Origin of the sequence: Caballeronia grimmiae (genome assembly GCF_000698555.1) — a bacterium.
Lineage (GTDB): Bacteria > Pseudomonadota > Gammaproteobacteria > Burkholderiales > Burkholderiaceae > Caballeronia > Caballeronia grimmiae.
The window spans coordinates 240942-259492 of the sequence record NZ_JFHE01000001.1 but is presented as its reverse complement, the minus strand read 5'-3'; the positions used below and the strand labels follow the sequence as shown (position 1 = coordinate 259492).

Genomic DNA, 18551 nt, shown 5'->3' with positions numbered 1-18551 from the left:
CTTCTCTCTTTTTTGACGCGGCTGCACGCCCGGAAGACCACGCATGTCCGATAACCTTTCTCCCAACCCGCGCGGCCACGACCACTGGGAGCGCGACGCGCTCGAGCGAATCGCGCTCGCCGCCATCCGCGAGCAGCGTGCGGCGCGTCGCTGGCGCATCTTTTTTCGCTTCGTGTTTCTCGCGGTCGTTCTGTTCATCGCGTGGGGCGTGTTCGATTTCACCGGCGATCACGTGTCGAAGACAGCGAAGCACACGGCGCTGATCGACCTGCAAGGCGAAATCTCCGCCAACAGCGACGCCAGCGCCGACAACATCGGCGCGGCGCTCGAAAGCGCGTTCGAGGACGAAGGCACGGCCGGCGTGATCCTGCGCATCAATAGCCCGGGCGGCAGTCCGGTGCAGGCGGGCATCGTCAATCGCGAGATCGGGCGGCTGCGCGCGAAATATCCGAAGACGCCGCTTTACGTCGTCGTCGACGACATGTGCGCGTCGGGCGGTTACTTCATCGCGGCGGCGGCGGATCGCATTTATGTGGATCGCGCTAGCATCGTCGGGTCGATCGGCGTGCTGATGGACGGCTTCGGCTTCACCGGCCTGATGGACAAGCTGGGCGTCGAGCGCCGCATGCATACGTCGGGCGCGAACAAGGGCGCGTTCGATCCGTTCTCGCCCGAGACGCCGCAGATGACCGCGCACGCGCAGGACATGCTGAACGCGATCCACAAACAGTTCATCGACGCCGTGAAGCAGGGCCGCGGCAAGCGTCTGAAGGACGATCCGGAGCTCTTCTCCGGCATGTTCTGGACGGGCGAGAAGAGCGTGGAACTCGGTCTCGCCGATGGTTTCGGCGACGCGAATTACGTCGCGCGGGAAGTCATCAAGCAGCCGGATATCGTCGATTACACGCAGAAGGAAAGCATCGGCGAGCGCGTGGTGCGACGCTTCGGGGCTTCCGTCGGCGATGCCGCCGTGCGCGCGCTGACGCTCGGCGGCAAACTGCAACTGCGCTGAGGTTTTACGAAGCCAGCAGCAGGAAGATCGCCGGGCGCTTGTGCAGATCGGGCGCGGCGGCTTTCTTCCAGTCCGCCGCGGTGCGCGTGACGATGGTTTCGCCCGGCAGCGTCAGATCGACCGCCACGGATATCAGCGTCGACGGCGCGCAGGTCGCAATCAGCGTGTCGAGCATCGCGCGATTGCGGTAGGGCGTCTCGATGAATATCTGCGTCTGGTTCGCCTTGCGCGACAGTTGCTCCAGCTCGCGCAGGCGCTTGCCGCGCTCGCTTGCATCGACCGGCAAGTAGCCGTTGAACGCGAAGCTCTGGCCGTTCATGCCCGATGCCATCAGCGCGAGCAGAATCGAACTCGGGCCGACGAACGGCACAACCTTCACGCCACGCTGATGCGCGCGCCGCACGAGCAGCGCGCCGGGATCGGCGACAGCGGGGCAGCCCGCCTCCGAGACGAGGCCGGCGTCCGCGCCTGCGAGAACCGGCGCGAGCAGCTTGTCGATTTCGGCGGGCGGCGTGTTCACATTCAGCTCGCGGATTTCGATTTCCTGAATCGGCCGCTGGGTGCCGACTTTTTTCAGAAAGGCGCGCGTTGTCTTTGCGTTCTCGCCGATGTAATAGCCAAGCGCAGCGGCGCGCGCACGCACCGGCTCCGGCAAGACTTGCGCGAGCGCGTCGGCGTCGCCTTCGCCCAGGGTGTTGGGGATCAAATAGAGGACGCCGCTCATGCCGCCTCCAGCGGTGAGAAACCGGCGGCGCGCAGCATCTTCGTCAGCGCGATGAGCGGCAAGCCGATGAGCGCGGTCGGGTCGTCGGACTCGATTGCATCGAGCAGCGCGATGCCCAGTCCCTCCGATTTCGCGCTTCCCGCGCAGTCGTATGGCGTTTCGGCCCGCAGATAGGCTTCGATCTCGTCGTCGGTGTAGTCGCGAAAGCGCACGCGCGTCACGGTGTCGGCCGATTGCACGCCGCCCGTGCGCGCGTCGAAAACGCAAAGCGCGCTGTGAAAATCGACGGTGCGTGCGCGCATCGCCTGAAGCTGTGCGACGGCGTTCTCGTGCGTGCCGGGCTTGCCGATCTGGCGGCCGTCGAACGTCGCCACCTGATCGGAACCGATCACGATGGCGTCGCGCGTATCGCCGATGCGATCCGCCGCCGCACGCGCCTTCGCGATGGACAGCCGCACGGCCGTCGCCTCGGGCGTTTCGCAGGGAAGCGGCGTTTCGTCGATATCGGGCGATATGACGTCGAAGGGGACTCGAAGGCGTTCGAGCAACTCCCGCCGGTAGGGCGAGCTGGACGCGAGAACGAGGCGCACGGGACGCTTCGGTGAAAGGGGCGGTGAATCGGTAGCCGGCATGAGCGAAATCAGCAAGAAGTCAGCGGGAATGGGAGAAAAAGCGGCGGGACGCCGGTGCAACAGTGGCGCACCCTTAAGTGTTTGACTCGAAAGAACAAAGCCTATATGATTTTGGGCTTTTCATCGGCTGGCGGTTAGTCTCGCTCGATGAAGCGTGCCGGGAAGGCCAAAGCAGGTTCAAGCAGCCCGGAAGCGCACAGCGGAAAAGTCATGCGAGCCTCGCGTTGCCTATCCGGGCAAGCCAGGCCTGCCTTCCGGCTGCGGACGGTGCCATACTGAGCGCCACGGCATGTCCGGCTCACCGGACGCGCAGAAAACGTACGAACCCACGCAAGATTAACGAACGGCATAAGCAGGAGCGCACATGACTCAGAATCCTGGCAAACCTGCGAGCCCCGCCGATCTGCGCGCGCTCGACCTTTACGAGTTTGCCGAGAACAAACGGCAGGCGGCGGGCGCGCTGCGCGTTGCGCAATTGCCGCGCATGTTAGCCGAAGTCCCGGCGGATGCGCCAGATCGCGACACGGTGTTCACCTGGCAGGGCGAGGGTTCGACCCAGCCGGAATTGCAGGACGACGGCACGGAAGCGCCGCAGCCGTACGTGCGCCTCGCGGTGCACGGTTCGGTGTGGCTCATGTGCCAGCGCTGTCTTTCTCCGTATTCGCAGCATCTCGACGTCGATGCGACGTATCGGATCGTCGCGACGGAAGAAGAAGCGGACGAATATCCGCTCGAGGACGATGAAGTCGAAGTGATCGTGGGCTCGCGCCAGTTCGATCTCGTCGACTTGATCGAAGAGGAGTTGTTGTTGTCGTTGCCGCTCGTGCCAAAGCACAACGTCTGTCCCAAAGTCCACGAGAGCTTGATCTCGGGCGGCGAAGAGGGCGAGGCGGCCGAGGGCGGCGAGAACGACGTCGAGAAACCGAATCCGTTTGCCGTGCTGGAGAAGCTCAAAAAGAGCGATCCAGACGACAAGAAGCATTGATGTGGCGGTGTGGCCAGGCAATGGCCGCACGGCGACCTCCCGCTTCAGGCGGTTGGCCAGACGGCCCGGCAGTTCCTTCGCGAACGCGAAATTGGGCCTGTGTTAGAATTCGCAAAATTTTTCTGGAGTAATCATGGCAGTTCAGCAAAACAAGAAGTCGCCGTCGAAGCGCGGCATGCATCGTTCCCACGACTTCCTCCCGTCGGCTCCGCTGGGTGTCGAGCCGAGCACGGGTGAAGTGCATCTGCGTCACCACGTGAGCCCGAACGGCTACTATCGTGGCAAGAAAGTCGTCAAGACGAAGAACGACTAAGCGTTCGTTCTGCGCATTGCTGCAGGCGCGCTGCCGGTCTTCGGCCGTGCGCGCCTGGCACGCTTTGACACTTTCCCGGTACGACAAGAAGGCGGCATTTCACTGCCGCTTTTTTGTGCCTGAAATTCGTCGCTTTCCATGACCGTAAAGATAACCATTGACTGCATGGGAGGCGACCACGGTCCGGCCGTGACCGTTCCCGCCGCCGTCAATTTCGTGCGCTCGCATCCCGACGCGCATCTGATGCTCGTCGGCATCGAGCAAGCAATCCGCGCCCAGCTGAAAAAAGCGAAGGCGGTCGACGAGCCGCGGCTGACGGTCGTTTCCGCGACGGAAGTGGTCGCCATGGACGATCCCGTCGAAGTCGCGCTGCGCAAGAAGAAAGATTCATCGATGCGCGTCGCGTTGAACCTCGTGAAGGACGGCGAGGCGCAGACCTGCATCTCCGCCGGAAATACCGGCGCGCTCATGGCCGTATCGCGCTACGTGCTCAAGACGCTGTCGGGCATCGAGCGCCCGGCCATCGCGTTTGCCATGCCGAGCCAGAAGGGCTACACCACCGTGCTCGATCTCGGCGCGAACGTCGATTGCGAGCCGGAGCATCTGCTGCAATTCGCGGAGATGGGGCACGCACTCGTGTCGGCGATCGAAGGGCGCGAGCGGCCGACCATCGGGCTGCTCAATATCGGCGAAGAAGTCATTAAGGGCAATGAGACGATCAAGCGCGCCGGCGAACTGCTGCGCGCGAGCACGCTCAACTTCTACGGCAACGTGGAAGGCAACGACATCTATAAAGGCACCACGGATGTCGTCGTATGCGATGGTTTTGTCGGCAATGTCGCGCTGAAGACCTCCGAAGGTCTCGCGAAGATGCTCTCCGACATGATCAAGGAAGAGTTCACGCGCTCGCTGTCCAGCAAGCTGATGGCGCTCGTCGCGATGCCGGTGCTCAAGCGTTTCAGAAAACGCGTCGATCCCGCGCAATACAACGGCGCGGCGCTGCTCGGCTTGCGCGGCCTCGTCATCAAGAGTCACGGTTCGGCGGAAGCCTACGGTTTTGAGTGGGCGATCAAACGCGGGTATGATGCGGTAAAAAATGGCGTGCTCGAACGCCTGGTGCGCGCGATGGAAGAGAATGCTCAGCCCGCGCGCGACGCCGGCGCGAGCACAACGGCTGCCCATGCCGCCAGCCCCGCCGATTCAGCGGGCGCCGCCGCGGCGTCTCAGCCAAACTCCCTGCCAAACCCGCCGGACACGTCCGGCACCGCGCTACCCACGAAGGCATAATGGCTCACTCCAATCTTTACGCTCGCGTGCTGGGCACCGGCAGCTATCTGCCGTCCGAGCGCATCACGAATCAGGCATTGGCGGACCGTCTCGCGACGCAAGGTGTCGAGACCAGCGATGAATGGATCGTCGCACGCACCGGCATCCACGCGCGTCATTTCGCGGCGCCCGACCAGACGACGAGCGATCTCGCGCTCATCGCATCGCAGAAAGCGATTCAGGCCGCAGGCATCGATCCTCAGTCGATCGACCTGATCATCGTCGCGACCTCCACGCCCGATTTCGTGTTTCCGAGCACTGCCTGCCTGCTGCAGAACAAGCTCGGCATCAAGAACAACGGCGCGGCGTTCGACGTGCAGGCCGTTTGCTCCGGCTTCGCGTACGGCATGGCGACGGCTGACAGCTTCATCCGCAGCGGGATGCATCGCACGGCGCTGGTCGTCGGCGCGGAAACCTTCTCGCGCATTCTCGATTTCAAGGACCGCACCACCTGCGTGCTGTTCGGCGACGGCGCGGGTGCGGTCGTGCTGCAGGCGTCGGAAGAGCCGGGCGTGCTGGCAAGCGCGTTGCACGCGGACGGCAGTTACGCGGACATTCTCTGCACGCCGGGCAACGTGAACGGCGGCGTGGTCGCGGGCAGCGCGTTCCTGCACATGGACGGCCAGGCGGTGTTCAAGCTCGCGGTGAACGTGCTGGAGAAGGTGGCCATCGAGGCGCTGCAGAAGGCGCAACTGACGCCGCAGGACATCGACTGGCTGATTCCTCATCAGGCCAATATCCGCATCATGCAAAGCACTTGCCGCAAGCTGCATCTGCCGCAGGAGCGCATGGTGGTGACGGTCGGCGAGCACGGCAATACGTCGGCGGCATCGATTCCGCTCGCGCTCGACGTCGCGGTGCGCGACGGCCGCATCAAGCGCGGACAGAACGTGCTGATCGAAGGCGTGGGCGGCGGCTTCACGTGGGGCGCGTCGATCTTCCGCTATTGATTCGTTCAGCAATCCCCTCTACTCATTCGTAACTGATCCCCTTCACGGCAGCCGCCGCGCGCCACACGAGCGCGCGGCCCGTGCGCAAGCCGGGTAGCCATACGGGATCATTCCAATTCAAACGAGGACGACATGAAATTCGCGTTCGTTTTTCCGGGCCAGGGCTCGCAATCGATCGGGATGCTCAACGCATTCGCCGATCACGCCGTGGTGCGCGAAACCGTTCAACAGGCATCCGACGCGCTTGGCCAGGACCTGGGCAAGCTGATCGCCGAAGGCCCGGCGGAAGAACTCAATCTCACGACCAACACGCAGCCCGTCATGCTGACCGCCGCCTACGCGATCTATCGCGTGTGGCAGACGGAAACGGGCCTCACGCCGGCGCTCGTCGCGGGCCATAGTCTCGGCGAATATACGGCGCTGGTGGCGGCGGGCGCGCTCGCTTTCGCCGATGCAGTGCCGCTCGTGCGCTTCCGCGCCCAGGCGATGCAGAACGCGGTGCCGGTCGGCGAGGGCGGCATGGCGGCGATCCTCGGTCTCGACGACGACACGGTGCGTGCGGTGTGCGCCGAAGCCTCGTCGGCGGGCGTGGTCGAAGCGGTCAATTTCAATGCGCCCGCGCAGGTCGTGATCGCCGGCTCGAAGGCCGCTGTCGAGAAAGCGTGCGAAGTGGCGAAGGCGAAGGGCGCGAAGCGTGCATTGCCGCTGCCCGTGTCCGCGCCGTTCCATTCGTCGCTGCTCAAGCCCGCGTCCGACCAGTTGCGCGAGTATCTCGCCAAGGTCGAAATCAGGACGCCGGCCATTCCGCTAATCAATAACGTCGATGTCGCGATCGTCTCCGATCCCGCCGCCATCAAGGACGCGCTCGTGCGTCAGGCTGCCGGTCCGGTGCACTGGGTCGAATGCGTTCAGGAGATGGCGCGCGAAGGCGTCACGCACGTCATCGAATGCGGACCGGGCAAGGTGCTCGCCGGGCTGACGAAGCGTATCGACGGCAATCTGGTCGGCGGCTCCATCTTCGATCCGGTTTCGCTCGAGGAAACGCGCAAACTGATCGCTGGATAAGAGAGAGAACGACATGAACTTGGACAATCAGGTAGCGATCGTCACCGGCGCATCGCGTGGCATCGGACGCGCGATCGCGCTGGAACTGGCGCGTCAGGGTGCGACGGTGATCGGCACGGCCACGAGCGAAAGCGGCGCGGCGGGCATCAGCGACGCGCTGGCGCAAGCGGGCGGCAAGGGCCGCGGCGCGGTGCTGAACGTGAACGACGCCGCAGCCGCCGATGCGTTCATCGACGCAACCGTGAAGGAATTCGGCGGACTCAACGTTCTGGTGAACAACGCTGGCATCACGAAAGATCAGCTCGCGATGCGCATGAAAGACGACGAATTCGACGCCGTCATCGACACGAACCTGCGCGCCGTGTTCCGCCTGTCGCGCGCCGTGCTGCGTCCGATGATGAAGGCGCGCGGCGGCCGCATCATCAACATCACGTCGGTGGTCGGGTCGTCGGGCAATCCCGGTCAGGCCAACTACGCGGCGGCGAAAGCCGGCGTCGCGGGCATGACGCGCGCGCTCGCACGCGAGATCGGCAGCCGCGGCATCACGGTGAACTGCATCGCGCCGGGCTTCATCGATACGGACATGACGAAGGTCCTGCCGGAAGAGCAGCGCACCGCGCTGACCGCACAGATTCCGCTCGGCCGGCTCGGCAGCCCGGACGATATCGCGCATGCGGTGGCCTTCCTGGCGTCGCCTTTCGCCGGTTACATCACGGGCACGACGCTGCACGTGAACGGCGGCATGTACATGTAATAGGCATTTCGCCGAAATTCGCTTAATATCCGCGCGGCAGACGGGCGCGCGAAATGCTCTGACGGCCATGCGCGCACGGTCGACAGCGTGACCGCAACAAACGATGCAACCCGCCACGAGCGCCTTGATGAAGCGCAGCAGGCGGCGGAGCACGGAACAGAAGCGCCGTATTTTGCGGGACCAAACCTGATAAAATGCGCGCACTCGTATTTTTGAACTTTTATTCCCTCGGAGGGTTGCATGGACAACATCGAACAGCGCGTGAAGAAGATCGTCGCGGAACAACTGGGCGTGGCCGAAGCCGAAATCAAGAACGAAGCATCGTTCGTGAACGATCTGGGCGCTGACTCGCTCGATACCGTTGAACTGGTGATGGCGCTGGAAGACGAGTTCGGCATGGAAATTCCCGATGAAGAGGCCGAAAAGATCACCACGGTTCAGCAAGCGATCGACTACGCTCGCGCGAACGTCAAGGCCTAAGGCCGGACGCGCCGGCGACTCGTCGCTTTTCAAGCTTGAAGCACCGTCGCTGCGAAAACCGATTTAACAGCCACAGGGCACACAGGGCGGTTTCCTGTGGCCGCTGTGGCTTTTGCTTTTTGTCATTCTATGGATAAGGGGTTACCGTGAGCCGTCGTCGAGTTGTTGTTACAGGCCTTGGGCTCGTTTCGCCTGTCGGCAATACCGTTGCCGACGGCTGGGCCAATCTGGTGGCGGGCAAGTCCGGCATTGCCAATATCACGAAGTTCGATGCCACGAACTTCTCGACCCGTTTCGCGGGCGAGGTGAAGGGCTTCAACATCGAGGACTACATGCCCGCGAAAGAAGCGCGCCACATGGATACCTTTATCCATTACGGCTTCGCGGCGGGTGTCCAGGCCATGCAGGACAGCGGTCTCGAGATCACCGACGAGAACGCGGAGCGCGTTGGCGTCGTGGTCGGCTCGGGCATCGGCGGGCTGCCGATGATCGAAGTCACCCAGACGGAGCTGCTCAATCGCGGCCCGCGCCGCATTTCGCCGTTCTTCGTGCCGGCGTCGATCATCAACATGATCTCCGGCCATCTGTCGATTCGCTTCGGCCTCAAGGGCCCGAACCTGTCGATGGTCACGGCGTGCACGACCGGCCTGCACTGCATCGGCGAAGCGTCGCGTCTGATCGAATACGGCGACGCGGACGTGATGATCGCTGGCGGTGCGGAAGCGACGGTGTCGCCGCTCGGCATCGGCGGCTTCGCGGCGGCGCGTGCGCTCTCGCAGCGCAACGACGATCCCGCCACCGCCAGCCGCCCCTGGGACACGGACCGCGACGGCTTCGTGCTCGGCGAAGGCGCAGGCGTGATGGTGCTCGAAGAGTACGAACACGCGAAAGCGCGCGGCGCGAAGATTTACGCGGAAGTGCTGGGCTACGGCATGAGCGGCGACGCGTACCACATGACGGCACCGCCCGAGGACGGAGACGGCGGCCGCCGCGCGATGGTCAACGCGCTCAAGAACGCGAAGGTCAACGCGGACGAGGTCAACTACGTGAATGCGCACGGCACGTCGACGCCGCTCGGCGACATCGCGGAAACCATCGGCATCAAGCGTGCCCTCGGCGACCATGCGAAAAACGCCGTCGTGAACTCGACCAAGTCGATGACCGGCCACCTGCTGGGCGGCGCGGGCGGCCTGGAATCCGTGTTCACGGTGCTTGCCATCCACAACCAGATCTCGCCGCCGACTATCAACATCTTTAACCAGGACCCGCAATGCGACCTGGACTACTGCGCGAACACCGCGCGGGAAATGAAGATCGATGTCGCGGTGAAGAACTCGTTCGGCTTCGGCGGCACGAACGGCTCGCTCGTGTTCAAGCGTCACTGAGCGCAACGCGCTCGGTGGATCGGGGACCGTGATGACGGGCGCGCAGCAGCATCGGCCGCATCGGGAAGCAGGCAATCTGCCGCGCATCCCGGTGCGGCCGTCTCGTTTCGTACTGGCCGCGCTCGTTGTGTTCATCGCGATAGCAGGCGCGGCGGTTTTCGAGTGCATCGCGGGACATTTCGGCGCTTTCGATGGCACCGTCGCGGCGCTCGTCGTGGCCGCGCTGCTTGGGGTCGCAGCGTCGCGCTGGCGGCGTCGCCAGCCGGCGGCGATCGCGCTGCACGCGGACGGCCTGACCGTCTGGGGCCGCGCGGGCGGTGCGCGGTATTTTTCCATCATCGGCTGCGCGCAATGGGGCGGGCGGCTGCTGGCGCTGACCTTGTCGTCGGGGAAAAACAGGCCGCGCACGCTGCTCGTCGCCGCCGATGCCGTCGATTCCGACACCTTCCGCCAGCTTGCAGTGCGCGCCCGCCGCGCCGCGAGCGCATACCTGTAACGACTGTAACGGCGCATGAGCATCGGGGATAACGCGAAGACGGTAACGCTACAATAGCCGTCCGCGAACAGCCCCCAAGTCAAACGGATTTCCAGGTGAGCGAAAAAGAAATCGACCAAGTCCTGGTCGAGCGCGTGCAGAAGGGCGACAAAGCCGCGTTCGAACTGCTGGTCGCCAAATACCACCGCAAGATCATTCGACTGATCTCTCGCCTCGTGCGCGACCCCGCCGAGGTCGAGGACGTCGCCCAGGACGCCTTCATCAAGGCTTACCGCGCGCTGCCGCAATTTCGGGGCGAATCCGCGTTCTACACCTGGCTGTACCGGATTGCCGTCAACACGGCAAAGAACTACCTTGCCACGCAGGGCCGCCGCGCTCCCACTTCTACCGAAGCAGATGCCGAAGAGGCGGAAACTTTCTCCGACGCCGACCAACTAAGGGATATCAACACGCCCGAGTCGATGTTGATGAGCAAGCAGATTGCCGAAACGGTCAATGCTGCGATGGCGCTGCTGCCGGAAGAACTGCGCACCGCCATCACGCTCCGGGAAATCGAAGGGTTGAGCTACGAAGAAATCGCCGAGATGATGAATTGCCCGATCGGCACCGTCAGATCAAGAATTTTCCGTGCTCGGGAAGCCATTGCGGCAAAATTGCGTCCGTTGTTGGACACTCCCGAAGGCAAGCGCTGGTAGGCGGCGAAAAACCACGGGACAGGGACGCGATATCTGGGTTAGTTGGTGTCACTACGGGGTGGTATCACAGGATTGGGGAGCATCATGGGGTCGGTCTCGATGCAAGCGCACGGAAATTCGCAGTCACATTCTCAGGCGGGCACGCGCGGCGAGCGCTTGTCGGCGTTCGTCGACGGTGAGTCGCTCGACGAAATTCAGAACATCAGCCAGTTCCTTGCGGGACTGACGAGCCAGGACCGCGCGTCGTGGTCGGACTATCACCTGATCGGCGATGCCCTGCGCTCCGACGATCTCGTCGAAAGCCCGGCGCGCAGCAGCGCGTTCATGTCGGCGTTCTCCGTGCGTTTCGAAGCTGAAGCGCACGTGCTCGCTCCGGCGGCGCAGAAGGCGCGCGGCGGCATGCTGCGCCGGCGCGTCGTGCCGGCTTTCGCGGTGGCCGCCGCTGCCGCGACGCTGACGTGGATCGTCGTGCCGCAGTTGCAGGGCGTCGGCACCCAGCCGGTCGCGCAAGTGGCGAGCGTCGCGCAGACGGAGCCAGTGCAGCGCGTCGCGCTGGCGTCGGTGCCGGCGGTGAGCACGGCCGCGCCCGTCGTGGAGGCAAACATTATCCGCGACGCGAGTCTCGATCAATATCTCGAAGCGCATCAACAGTTCTCGCAGCAACCTGCGATGCCCGGCTCGATGCCTCTGATTCGTGCGGCCGCGACTTCGCAGGGCCAATAACCGAGGGTAAGTGTGCGGTTGAATAAAACTAGAACCTGGGGGCGGCTGCCGGCATTCATGTTGTGCGCAGCCGCATTGTTGTCGGCGGCATCGAGTTCGTTCGCCGACACCACCGGCGCCGCACAGCGCAAGACCGCGGCCAGCCTGCTCAATCGCATCCACGACGCGGCCCAGCAGCAGAACTACGAGGGCACGTTCGTCTATCAGCGCGGCACGACGGTGCAGTCGTCGCGCATCACGCACGTCGCGACGCGCGGCGACGGCGAATATGAATCGCTCGAAAGCCTCGACGGCGCGCCGCGCCGCATGCTGCGCCACGACGACGACATGGTCACGTTCGTCCCCGAGCGGCATTTGCTCGTGATGGAGCATCGGCAGAGCCGGGACTCGTTCCCCTCGCTGCTCGCGACGAGCGGGGATCAGGTGCTGAATTACTACGAGCCGAAGCTGCTCGGTAACGATCGCGTGGCCGGCGTCGACAGCCAGGTCATCGAGCTCGATCCGAAGGATGCGTACCGCTTCGCCTACAAGCTCTGGGCGGACGCCAAGACCGGCCTTTTGCTGCGCGCCCAGACGCTCGATCCGGACGGCGAGGTGCTGGAGCAGCTTTCGTTCTCGCAAGTGCGCATCGGCGGGGCGATCGACAAGACGTCGATTGCGAACGGCATGCGCAGCACGGCGGGCTGGACCATCGTGCGGCCGCCCGTGCAGCCGGTCGACATGGAAGCGCAGGGCTGGCAACTGAAGCCGAACATTCCCGGCTTCAGGAAGATTCGCGAGTTGCGCCGGCCGATGGCGTCGAGCCAGCAGGGCCAGGCGCCGATTCCCGTCGATCAGGCCGTATTCTCGGATGGCCTCGCCGCCATTTCCGTGTTCGTCGAGCCGGTCGAGAAAAGTTCGCGCAAGGAAGGCGCGGGCAACAGCGGCGCGACGCATGTGCTCGTGAAGCGCCGTGGGGATTTCTGGATTACCTTGCTCGGTGAAGTGCCGCAAAGCACGTTGCAGCAATTTGCCTCTACCATAGAATACAAGCCTTCCCGGTAATCGAATCCCTCGCCTCCAGCCTATGAGCTACTACTCGCTGCGCAAGTTCATCGCGGCCGCGGCGCTCGCCGTGTGCCTGCCGCTCCTCTCGCATACGGCAGCGGCGGCGGCGCCAGCGGTGAACCTGCCGGATTTCACCGTGCTCGTCGACCGAGTCGGGCCTTCGGTCGTCAATATCCGCACGACCTCGCGCGTCGGCACCGCCAACGACCTGCGCGGTCTGCCGCCCGGTCTGGATGATGGCGACATGTCCGAGTTCTTCCGACGCTTCTTCGGCATTCCGATGCCCGGTCAGCCGGGCTCGCCGCGCGGCGGTGGCGGAGGAGGAGGTGGTGGTGGCGGCGGCGGCGGCGATCAGGGCAAGGGCGGCAGCCGCAGCGCTCCCGATGACAACCAGGACAACTCGGAACAGAGCAGCGGCGTCGGCTCGGGATTCATCCTGTCGACGGACGGCTACGTGATGACGAACGCGCACGTCGTCGACGACGCCGACACCATCTACGTGACGCTGACCGACAAGCGCGAGTTCAAGGCGCGTCTCGTCGGCGTCGACGAGCGCACGGACGTCGCGGTGGTCAAGATCAGCGCGTCGAGCCTGCCGGCGATCACCATTGGCGATTCGAACAAGGTGCGCGTCGGCGAATGGGTGCTTGCGATCGGCTCGCCGTTCGGCCTCGACAACACGGTGACCGCGGGCATCGTCAGCGCGAAGGGGCGCGACACGGGCGACTACCTGCCGTTCATCCAGACCGATGTCGCCGTCAACCCCGGCAACTCGGGCGGTCCGCTCATCAATATGGCGGGCGAAGTCATCGGCATCAACTCGCAGATTTATAGCCGCACCGGCGGCTTCATGGGCATCTCGTTCGCGATTCCGATCGACGAAGCCATGCGCGTCGCCGATCAACTGAAGACGTCGGGCAAGGTCGTGCGCGGCCGGATCGCAGTGGCGATCGGCGAAGTGACGAAGGACGTCGCCGATTCGCTCGGCTTGCCGAAGGCGCAGGGCGCTCTCGTCAGCAGCGTCGAGTCGGGCGGTCCGGCGGACAAGGCGGGGATTCAGCCGGGCGACATCATCCTGAAGTTCAACGGGACGAACGTCGAGACGGCGACTGATCTGCCGCGCATGGTCGGCGAAAGCAAGCCGGGCTCGAAGGCAACCGTCACGATCTGGCGCAAGGGTCAGTCACGCGATCTGCCGATCACCATTGCCGAAATGCAGCCGGACAAGGTCGCGAAGGCCGAGCAGCGCCGCGCCCCGCAGCCCAAGGAACGTGCGAGCAACTCGCTCGGACTTGCCGTGAGCGATCTCTCCGCCGAACAGAAAAAGGCGCTGAAGCTGACGAGCGGCGTGCTGGTCGATGCGGTCGAAGGACCGGCCGCGCGCGCTGGCTTCCAGAAGGGCGACATCATTATGCGGATCGGCGATACGGACATCACGAGCGCCAAGCAGTTCGAAGCCATCGCGCAGAATCTCGATGCCAGCAAGATGGTCGCGGTTCTCGTGCGTCGTGGCGACAACACGCAGTTCGTGCCGTTGCGCCCGCGCGCGCCGTCGCAGAAGTGAGGTCCGGCGTTGATTGACGCGAGCGGCGCGCCTTTCGTCCTGTACGGGCGCGCCTGGTGTCATCTGTGCGAGGACATGCGCGCGGCGCTCGAGCCGATCGCCGCGCGCTTCGGCGTGGCGATCGAATGGATCGACATCGACGAAGATGCGGATCTCGAAGCGCGTTACAACGAGCGCGTGCCGGTGCTGATGCTCGACGGCGTCGAGTTGTGCCATTACCGGCTGGACCAAAATGCCGTCCACGCGGCCTTAGAGAAACGCGGCCGTTGATCCGCCGGACGCCGAAAACGCCTGTACACCCCCTTTTCGGCTAAAATGCAGAAGTTTTCCCCAAATTTTCAAGGCGTGCTCCGCGTATGTGAGGGCGCGCCTTTTTCGCTTGATCGGCACTGAATGAATCATATTCGTAACTTCTCGATCATTGCGCACATCGATCACGGCAAGTCGACGCTCGCGGACCGCATCATCCAGTTGTGCGGCGGGCTCTCCGATCGTGAGATGGAAGCGCAGGTGCTCGATTCGATGGACCTGGAACGCGAGCGCGGCATCACGATCAAGGCGCAGACGGCGGCATTGACGTACAAGGCGCGCGACGGCCAGGTCTACAACCTCAATCTGATCGACACACCCGGACACGTCGACTTCTCCTACGAAGTCAGCCGCTCGCTGTCGGCGTGCGAGGGTGCGCTGCTCGTCGTCGACGCCAGCCAGGGCGTCGAAGCGCAGACCGTCGCCAATTGCTACACGGCGATCGAACTCGGCGTCGAAGTCGTGCCGGTGCTGAACAAGATCGACCTGCCGGCTGCAAACCCGGACAACGCGATCTCCGAAATCGAAGACGTGATCGGCATCGACGCGACCGACGCCGTGCATTGCAGCGCGAAAACGGGGCTTGGCGTCGAGGACGTGCTGGAATCGCTGATCGCGAAAGTGCCGCCGCCCAAAGGCGACACGGAAGCGCCGCTGCAGGCGCTGATCATCGACTCGTGGTTCGACAATTACGTCGGCGTCGTGATGCTCGTGCGTATCGTCAACGGCACGCTGAAGCCCAAAGACAAGATCAAGATGATGGCGACCGGCGCGCAGTATCCGGTCGAGCATCTCGGCGTGTTCGCACCGAAGTCCACGAACCTCTCGCAGTTGTCGGCGGGGCAGGTGGGCTTCGTGATCGCGGGCATCAAGGAACTGACGGCCGCGAAGGTCGGCGATACCGTCACGGTCGCAAATCGTCCGGCGCAAGAGGCGTTGCCGGGCTTCAAGGAAGTCAAGCCGCAGGTGTTTGCGGGCCTTTATCCGGTCGAAGCGAACCAGTACGACGCGCTGCGTGAATCGCTCGAAAAGCTGAAACTGAACGACGCCTCGCTGCAATACGAGCCGGAAGTCTCGCAGGCGCTCGGCTTCGGCTTCCGTTGCGGCTTCCTCGGCCTGCTGCACATGGAAATCGTGCAGGAGCGGCTCGAGCGCGAATTCGACATGGACCTCATCACCACGGCGCCAACGGTGATCTACGAGGTCCTGCAGCGCGACGGCACCACGATCACCGTCGAGAATCCGGCGAAGATGCCGGAGCCGCCGAAGATCGAGGAAGTGCGCGAACCGATCGTCACGGTGAACCTGTACATGCCGCAGGAGTACGTCGGCTCGGTCATCACGCTGTGTACGAACAAGCGCGGCCAGCAGATCAACATGCAGTATCACGGCCGCCAGGTGCAACTCACCTATGAAATCCCGATGGCGGAAATCGTGCTCGATTTTTTCGATCGACTGAAGTCGACGTCGCGCGGCTATGCGTCGATGGATTACGAGTTCAAGGAATATCGCGCGGCGGATGTCGTTAAAGTCGACATGCTCATCAACGGCGACAAGGTCGATGCGCTTTCGGTCATCGTGCACCGTTCGCAAAGCCAGCATCGGGGCCGCGAAGTCGCGTCCAAGATGCGCGAGCTGATTCCGCGCCAGATGTACGACGTGGCGATTCAGGCGACCATCGGTTCGAACATCATCGCTCGTGAAAACATCAAGGCGTTGCGCAAGAACGTGCTCGCGAAGTGTTACGGCGGCGACATCAGCCGCAAGAAAAAGCTGCTCGAAAAGCAGAAGGCGGGCAAGAAGCGCATGAAGCAGGTCGGATCGGTCGAGATTCCGCAGGAAGCCTTCCTCGCGATCCTCCGCGTGGACGAATGATGTCCGCGCGCCGCGAGGCGCAGAACAACAACAACCGACGATAACAACCGGAAGCGTTTGATGAATTTCGCACTGATTCTCTTGATCCTCGTCCTGGTGACGGGTATTGCATGGGTGCTCGACAAGCTGGTCTTTCTGCCGGGACGCCGCCGCGCGGCGGAAGTCGCAGTGGCCGACTTCGACCGCCAGCAGGAACGCGTCGGCGAGCGCTTCGCCGATGAAAACGCGGCCGAAACGCGCGCCCGCCTGCGCGACGAGCGGCTGCGCCAGCCGTGGTGGCTCGAATACACGGCGAGCTTCTTTCCGGTGATTCTCGCGGTGTTCGTGGTGCGTTCGTTCATCGTGGAGCCGTTCAAGATTCCGTCGGGCTCGATGGTGCCGACGCTGCTGGTCGGCGACTTCATCCTCGTGAACAAGTACGAATACGGCCTGCGCCTGCCGATCACCAACACCAAGCTGACCGAGGGCAAGCCGCTCACGCGCGGCGACGTAGTGGTGTTCCGCTATCCGAAGGACGAATCGGTCGACTATATCAAGCGCGTGATCGGCCTGCCGGGCGATACCGTCGCATACGAGAACAAGCAGCTCACGATCAACGGCAAGCCCGTGCCGGAAGCGCCGCTGCCGGACTATTTCGACGACGAGCGCATCGGCTATGCGAAGCAGTTCATCGAAGATCTGGACGGCCGCAAGAATGCCATCCTCAACAATCCGCAAGTGCCGCCGTTCGTCGTCGGCGCGGACGATTTCCCGTACCGCGACAACTGCGTCTACAACGCGCAAGGCGTGACGTGCAAGGTGCCGCCGGGCCATTACTTCATGATGGGCGACAACCGCGACAACAGCGCCGACAGCCGCTACTGGGGCTTCGTGCCGGACAAGAACATCGTCGGACGCGCGTTCTTCATCTGGATGAACTTCAGCAACCTGAAGCGCATCGGCTCGTTCCAGTGATGCACTGCGCGCGCTGCCGTCACACCGTCGGCGCGCGCTTCGAAACGGCGTGAAGAAGCGCGGCTAACACCGTCTCGCCACGCGTTTTCCCGGCCCGCCGGGCGGAATCAGCCGCCTTGGCGGGCGCGTTATACTCTGTCCATGCCCTCTTCTCCGTTGGAAAGCCGGCTGCGGTACGAATTTCGCAATGCGGAATTGCTGCGCCAGGCGATGACCCACCGCAGTCACAGCGCCACGCACAACGAACGGCTCGAATTTCTCGGCGATTCCGTTCTCAATTGCGTGGTGGCTGCCCTTTTGTTCCAGCGTTTCGGCAAGCTCGACGAAGGCGATCTGTCGCGCGTCCGGGCGAATCTGGTCAAGCAGCAATCGCTTTATGAAATCGCGCAGGCACTGAACGTCTCGGAAGAGCTGCGTCTCGGCGAAGGCGAATTGCGCAGCGGCGGTTTTCGCCGCCCGTCGATTCTCGCGGATACCCTCGAAGCGATCTTCGGCGCCATCTTCCTCGATGGCGGTTTCGACGCCGCTCATACCGTCATCAAGCGGCTGTACACGCCGGTGCTCGATCACATCGATCCGCGCACCATCGGCAAGGACGCAAAAACGCTGCTGCAGGAATATCTGCAAGGGCACAAGATCGCGCTCCCGACATACACGGTCGTGGCGACGCATGGCGCTGCCCACAACCAGCAGTTCGAAGTCGAGTGCTCGGTGCCGAAGCTCGACGTGAAAGTGTCGGGCTCGGGCGCGAGCCGTCGTGCGGCGGAACAGGCCGCGGCGAAAAAGGCGCTCGACGAAGTGGCCGCCGCGGCGCCGTCGCTCGGCGTGAAGCCGAAGCGCAAGGGCGCGCGGGCGGCGAAGCTCGCCCAGGGCGACATGATGCCGGACGGAATCGGCGTGCAGGCCGCGCTCGATTTACGCTCGCCGGACCGGCGCGAGCGGGATCGTCATCGCAGCCACGCGGCGGATGAATCGCACGAGACCGCGCCGCTCGCCGTGATCCGCGCGACACACGTCGAACCGTCCGCGGGGGCCTTTGCCGCCGCCGACAAGCCCGAACGGCACGTGATTCATCGTCCGGAGAAGGCGGCGAAGGGCGAAGCGGCAGAGTCATCCACGGAGCGGGACGAGTCCGAAACGAACAGCGGCACGAGTCCCGACGCACCGGCCAGCCGAGTCGTGCGCGCCGCCGACGCCGGCCACTGACGCGCGCACGCGCATTGCGTCTCTCGCTTAGACGCGCCAACGAATCCAGGCTGCAC

The 18551-nt window shown here is 63.8% G+C and carries 20 protein-coding genes; 18 read left to right on the top strand and 2 right to left on the bottom strand.

Translation table 11 applies throughout. From position 1 onward, the window contains the following. Window positions 1-43 precede the first annotated feature (43 nt). On the top strand, window positions 44-1012 hold the full coding sequence (locus BG57_RS01240; protein ID WP_035959604.1) for a S49 family peptidase: 969 nt from the start codon (window positions 44-46) through the stop codon (window positions 1010-1012). Between the two features lie 4 nt (window positions 1013-1016). Here the strand turns inward: BG57_RS01240 and BG57_RS01235 are convergent, their stop codons facing one another. Both BG57_RS01235 and BG57_RS01230 read right to left on the bottom strand, forming a co-directional pair. Continuing rightward, the gene (locus tag BG57_RS01235; RefSeq protein WP_035959603.1) at window positions 1017-1736 is read right to left on the bottom strand and encodes an SAM-dependent methyltransferase; all 720 of its coding nucleotides are present in this window, start codon (window positions 1734-1736) and stop codon (window positions 1017-1019) included. Beyond that, a complete protein-coding gene (locus tag BG57_RS01230; protein ID WP_052005550.1) occupies window positions 1733-2368 on the bottom strand; it encodes a Maf-like protein in 636 nt (211 codons plus the stop codon). The genes BG57_RS01235 and BG57_RS01230 overlap by 4 nt, the downstream gene beginning before the upstream one ends. Before the next feature lie 364 nt (window positions 2369-2732). On the opposite strand from BG57_RS01230, the gene BG57_RS01225 reads away from it, so the two are divergent. From BG57_RS01225 to rnc, 17 genes are all read left to right on the top strand, one after another. Continuing rightward, window positions 2733-3353, top strand: a complete 621-nt coding sequence (locus BG57_RS01225) for a DUF177 domain-containing protein (protein WP_035959601.1) — start codon at window positions 2733-2735, stop codon at window positions 3351-3353. A 133-nt stretch (window positions 3354-3486) separates the two neighbouring features. Continuing rightward, window positions 3487-3666, top strand: a complete 180-nt coding sequence (rpmF, locus tag BG57_RS01220; protein WP_035959600.1) for a 50S ribosomal protein L32 — start codon at window positions 3487-3489, stop codon at window positions 3664-3666. 138 nt (window positions 3667-3804) lie between these two features. Next, window positions 3805-4953 (top strand): phosphate acyltransferase PlsX, encoded by a 1149-nt coding sequence (gene plsX / locus BG57_RS01215; RefSeq protein WP_035959598.1) that lies wholly within the window; start codon window positions 3805-3807, stop codon window positions 4951-4953. Further along, window positions 4953-5942 carry a beta-ketoacyl-ACP synthase III gene (locus BG57_RS01210; RefSeq protein ID WP_035959597.1) on the top strand — a complete coding sequence of 330 codons (990 nt, stop codon included), beginning with the start codon at window positions 4953-4955 and terminating at the stop codon, window positions 5940-5942. The genes plsX and BG57_RS01210 overlap by 1 nt, the downstream gene beginning before the upstream one ends. A 132-nt stretch (window positions 5943-6074) precedes the next feature. Beyond that, window positions 6075-7007, top strand: coding sequence for an ACP S-malonyltransferase (gene fabD, locus BG57_RS01205; protein ID WP_035959596.1), 933 nt, complete (start codon window positions 6075-6077; stop codon window positions 7005-7007). 13 nt (window positions 7008-7020) lie between these two features. After that, on the top strand, window positions 7021-7761 hold the full coding sequence (gene fabG, locus BG57_RS01200; protein WP_035959595.1) for a 3-oxoacyl-ACP reductase FabG: 741 nt from the start codon (window positions 7021-7023) through the stop codon (window positions 7759-7761). A gap of 240 nt (window positions 7762-8001) precedes the next feature. Continuing rightward, window positions 8002-8241, top strand: a complete 240-nt coding sequence (acpP, locus tag BG57_RS01195) for an acyl carrier protein (protein WP_004197638.1) — start codon at window positions 8002-8004, stop codon at window positions 8239-8241. A 146-nt stretch (window positions 8242-8387) separates the two neighbouring features. Then, window positions 8388-9626 (top strand): beta-ketoacyl-ACP synthase II, encoded by a 1239-nt coding sequence (fabF, locus tag BG57_RS01190; RefSeq protein WP_035959594.1) that lies wholly within the window; start codon window positions 8388-8390, stop codon window positions 9624-9626. A 31-nt stretch (window positions 9627-9657) separates the two neighbouring features. After that, a complete protein-coding gene (locus BG57_RS01185) occupies window positions 9658-10122 on the top strand; it encodes a protein YgfX (RefSeq protein ID WP_052005549.1) in 465 nt (154 codons plus the stop codon). A gap of 95 nt (window positions 10123-10217) precedes the next feature. Then, window positions 10218-10817, top strand: coding sequence for an RNA polymerase sigma factor RpoE (gene rpoE / locus BG57_RS01180; protein WP_035959593.1), 600 nt, complete (start codon window positions 10218-10220; stop codon window positions 10815-10817). Window positions 10818-10901: 84 nt separating this feature from the next. Next, window positions 10902-11540, top strand: a complete 639-nt coding sequence (locus tag BG57_RS01175) for a sigma-E factor negative regulatory protein (RefSeq protein WP_035959591.1) — start codon at window positions 10902-10904, stop codon at window positions 11538-11540. Between the two features lie 57 nt (window positions 11541-11597). Next, window positions 11598-12584: a MucB/RseB C-terminal domain-containing protein gene (locus tag BG57_RS01170; protein ID WP_052005548.1), complete on the top strand. Its 987-nt coding sequence runs from the start codon at window positions 11598-11600 to the stop codon at window positions 12582-12584. A gap of 22 nt (window positions 12585-12606) precedes the next feature. After that, window positions 12607-14151, top strand: a complete 1545-nt coding sequence (locus BG57_RS01165) for a DegQ family serine endoprotease (RefSeq protein WP_035959589.1) — start codon at window positions 12607-12609, stop codon at window positions 14149-14151. 12 nt (window positions 14152-14163) lie between these two features. Continuing rightward, window positions 14164-14421: a glutaredoxin family protein gene (locus BG57_RS01160; RefSeq protein ID WP_277621546.1), complete on the top strand. Its 258-nt coding sequence runs from the start codon at window positions 14164-14166 to the stop codon at window positions 14419-14421. Window positions 14422-14544: 123 nt separating this feature from the next. Further along, window positions 14545-16335, top strand: a complete 1791-nt coding sequence (lepA, locus tag BG57_RS01155; protein ID WP_035959587.1) for a translation elongation factor 4 — start codon at window positions 14545-14547, stop codon at window positions 16333-16335. Window positions 16336-16395: 60 nt separating this feature from the next. Then, a complete protein-coding gene (gene lepB / locus BG57_RS01150) occupies window positions 16396-17289 on the top strand; it encodes a signal peptidase I (RefSeq protein ID WP_035959586.1) in 894 nt (297 codons plus the stop codon). 141 nt (window positions 17290-17430) lie between these two features. After that, entirely contained in the window at window positions 17431-18495 is a 1065-nt protein-coding gene (rnc, locus tag BG57_RS01145; protein ID WP_075583073.1) for a ribonuclease III, read from the top strand. Window positions 18496-18551 lie beyond the last annotated feature (56 nt).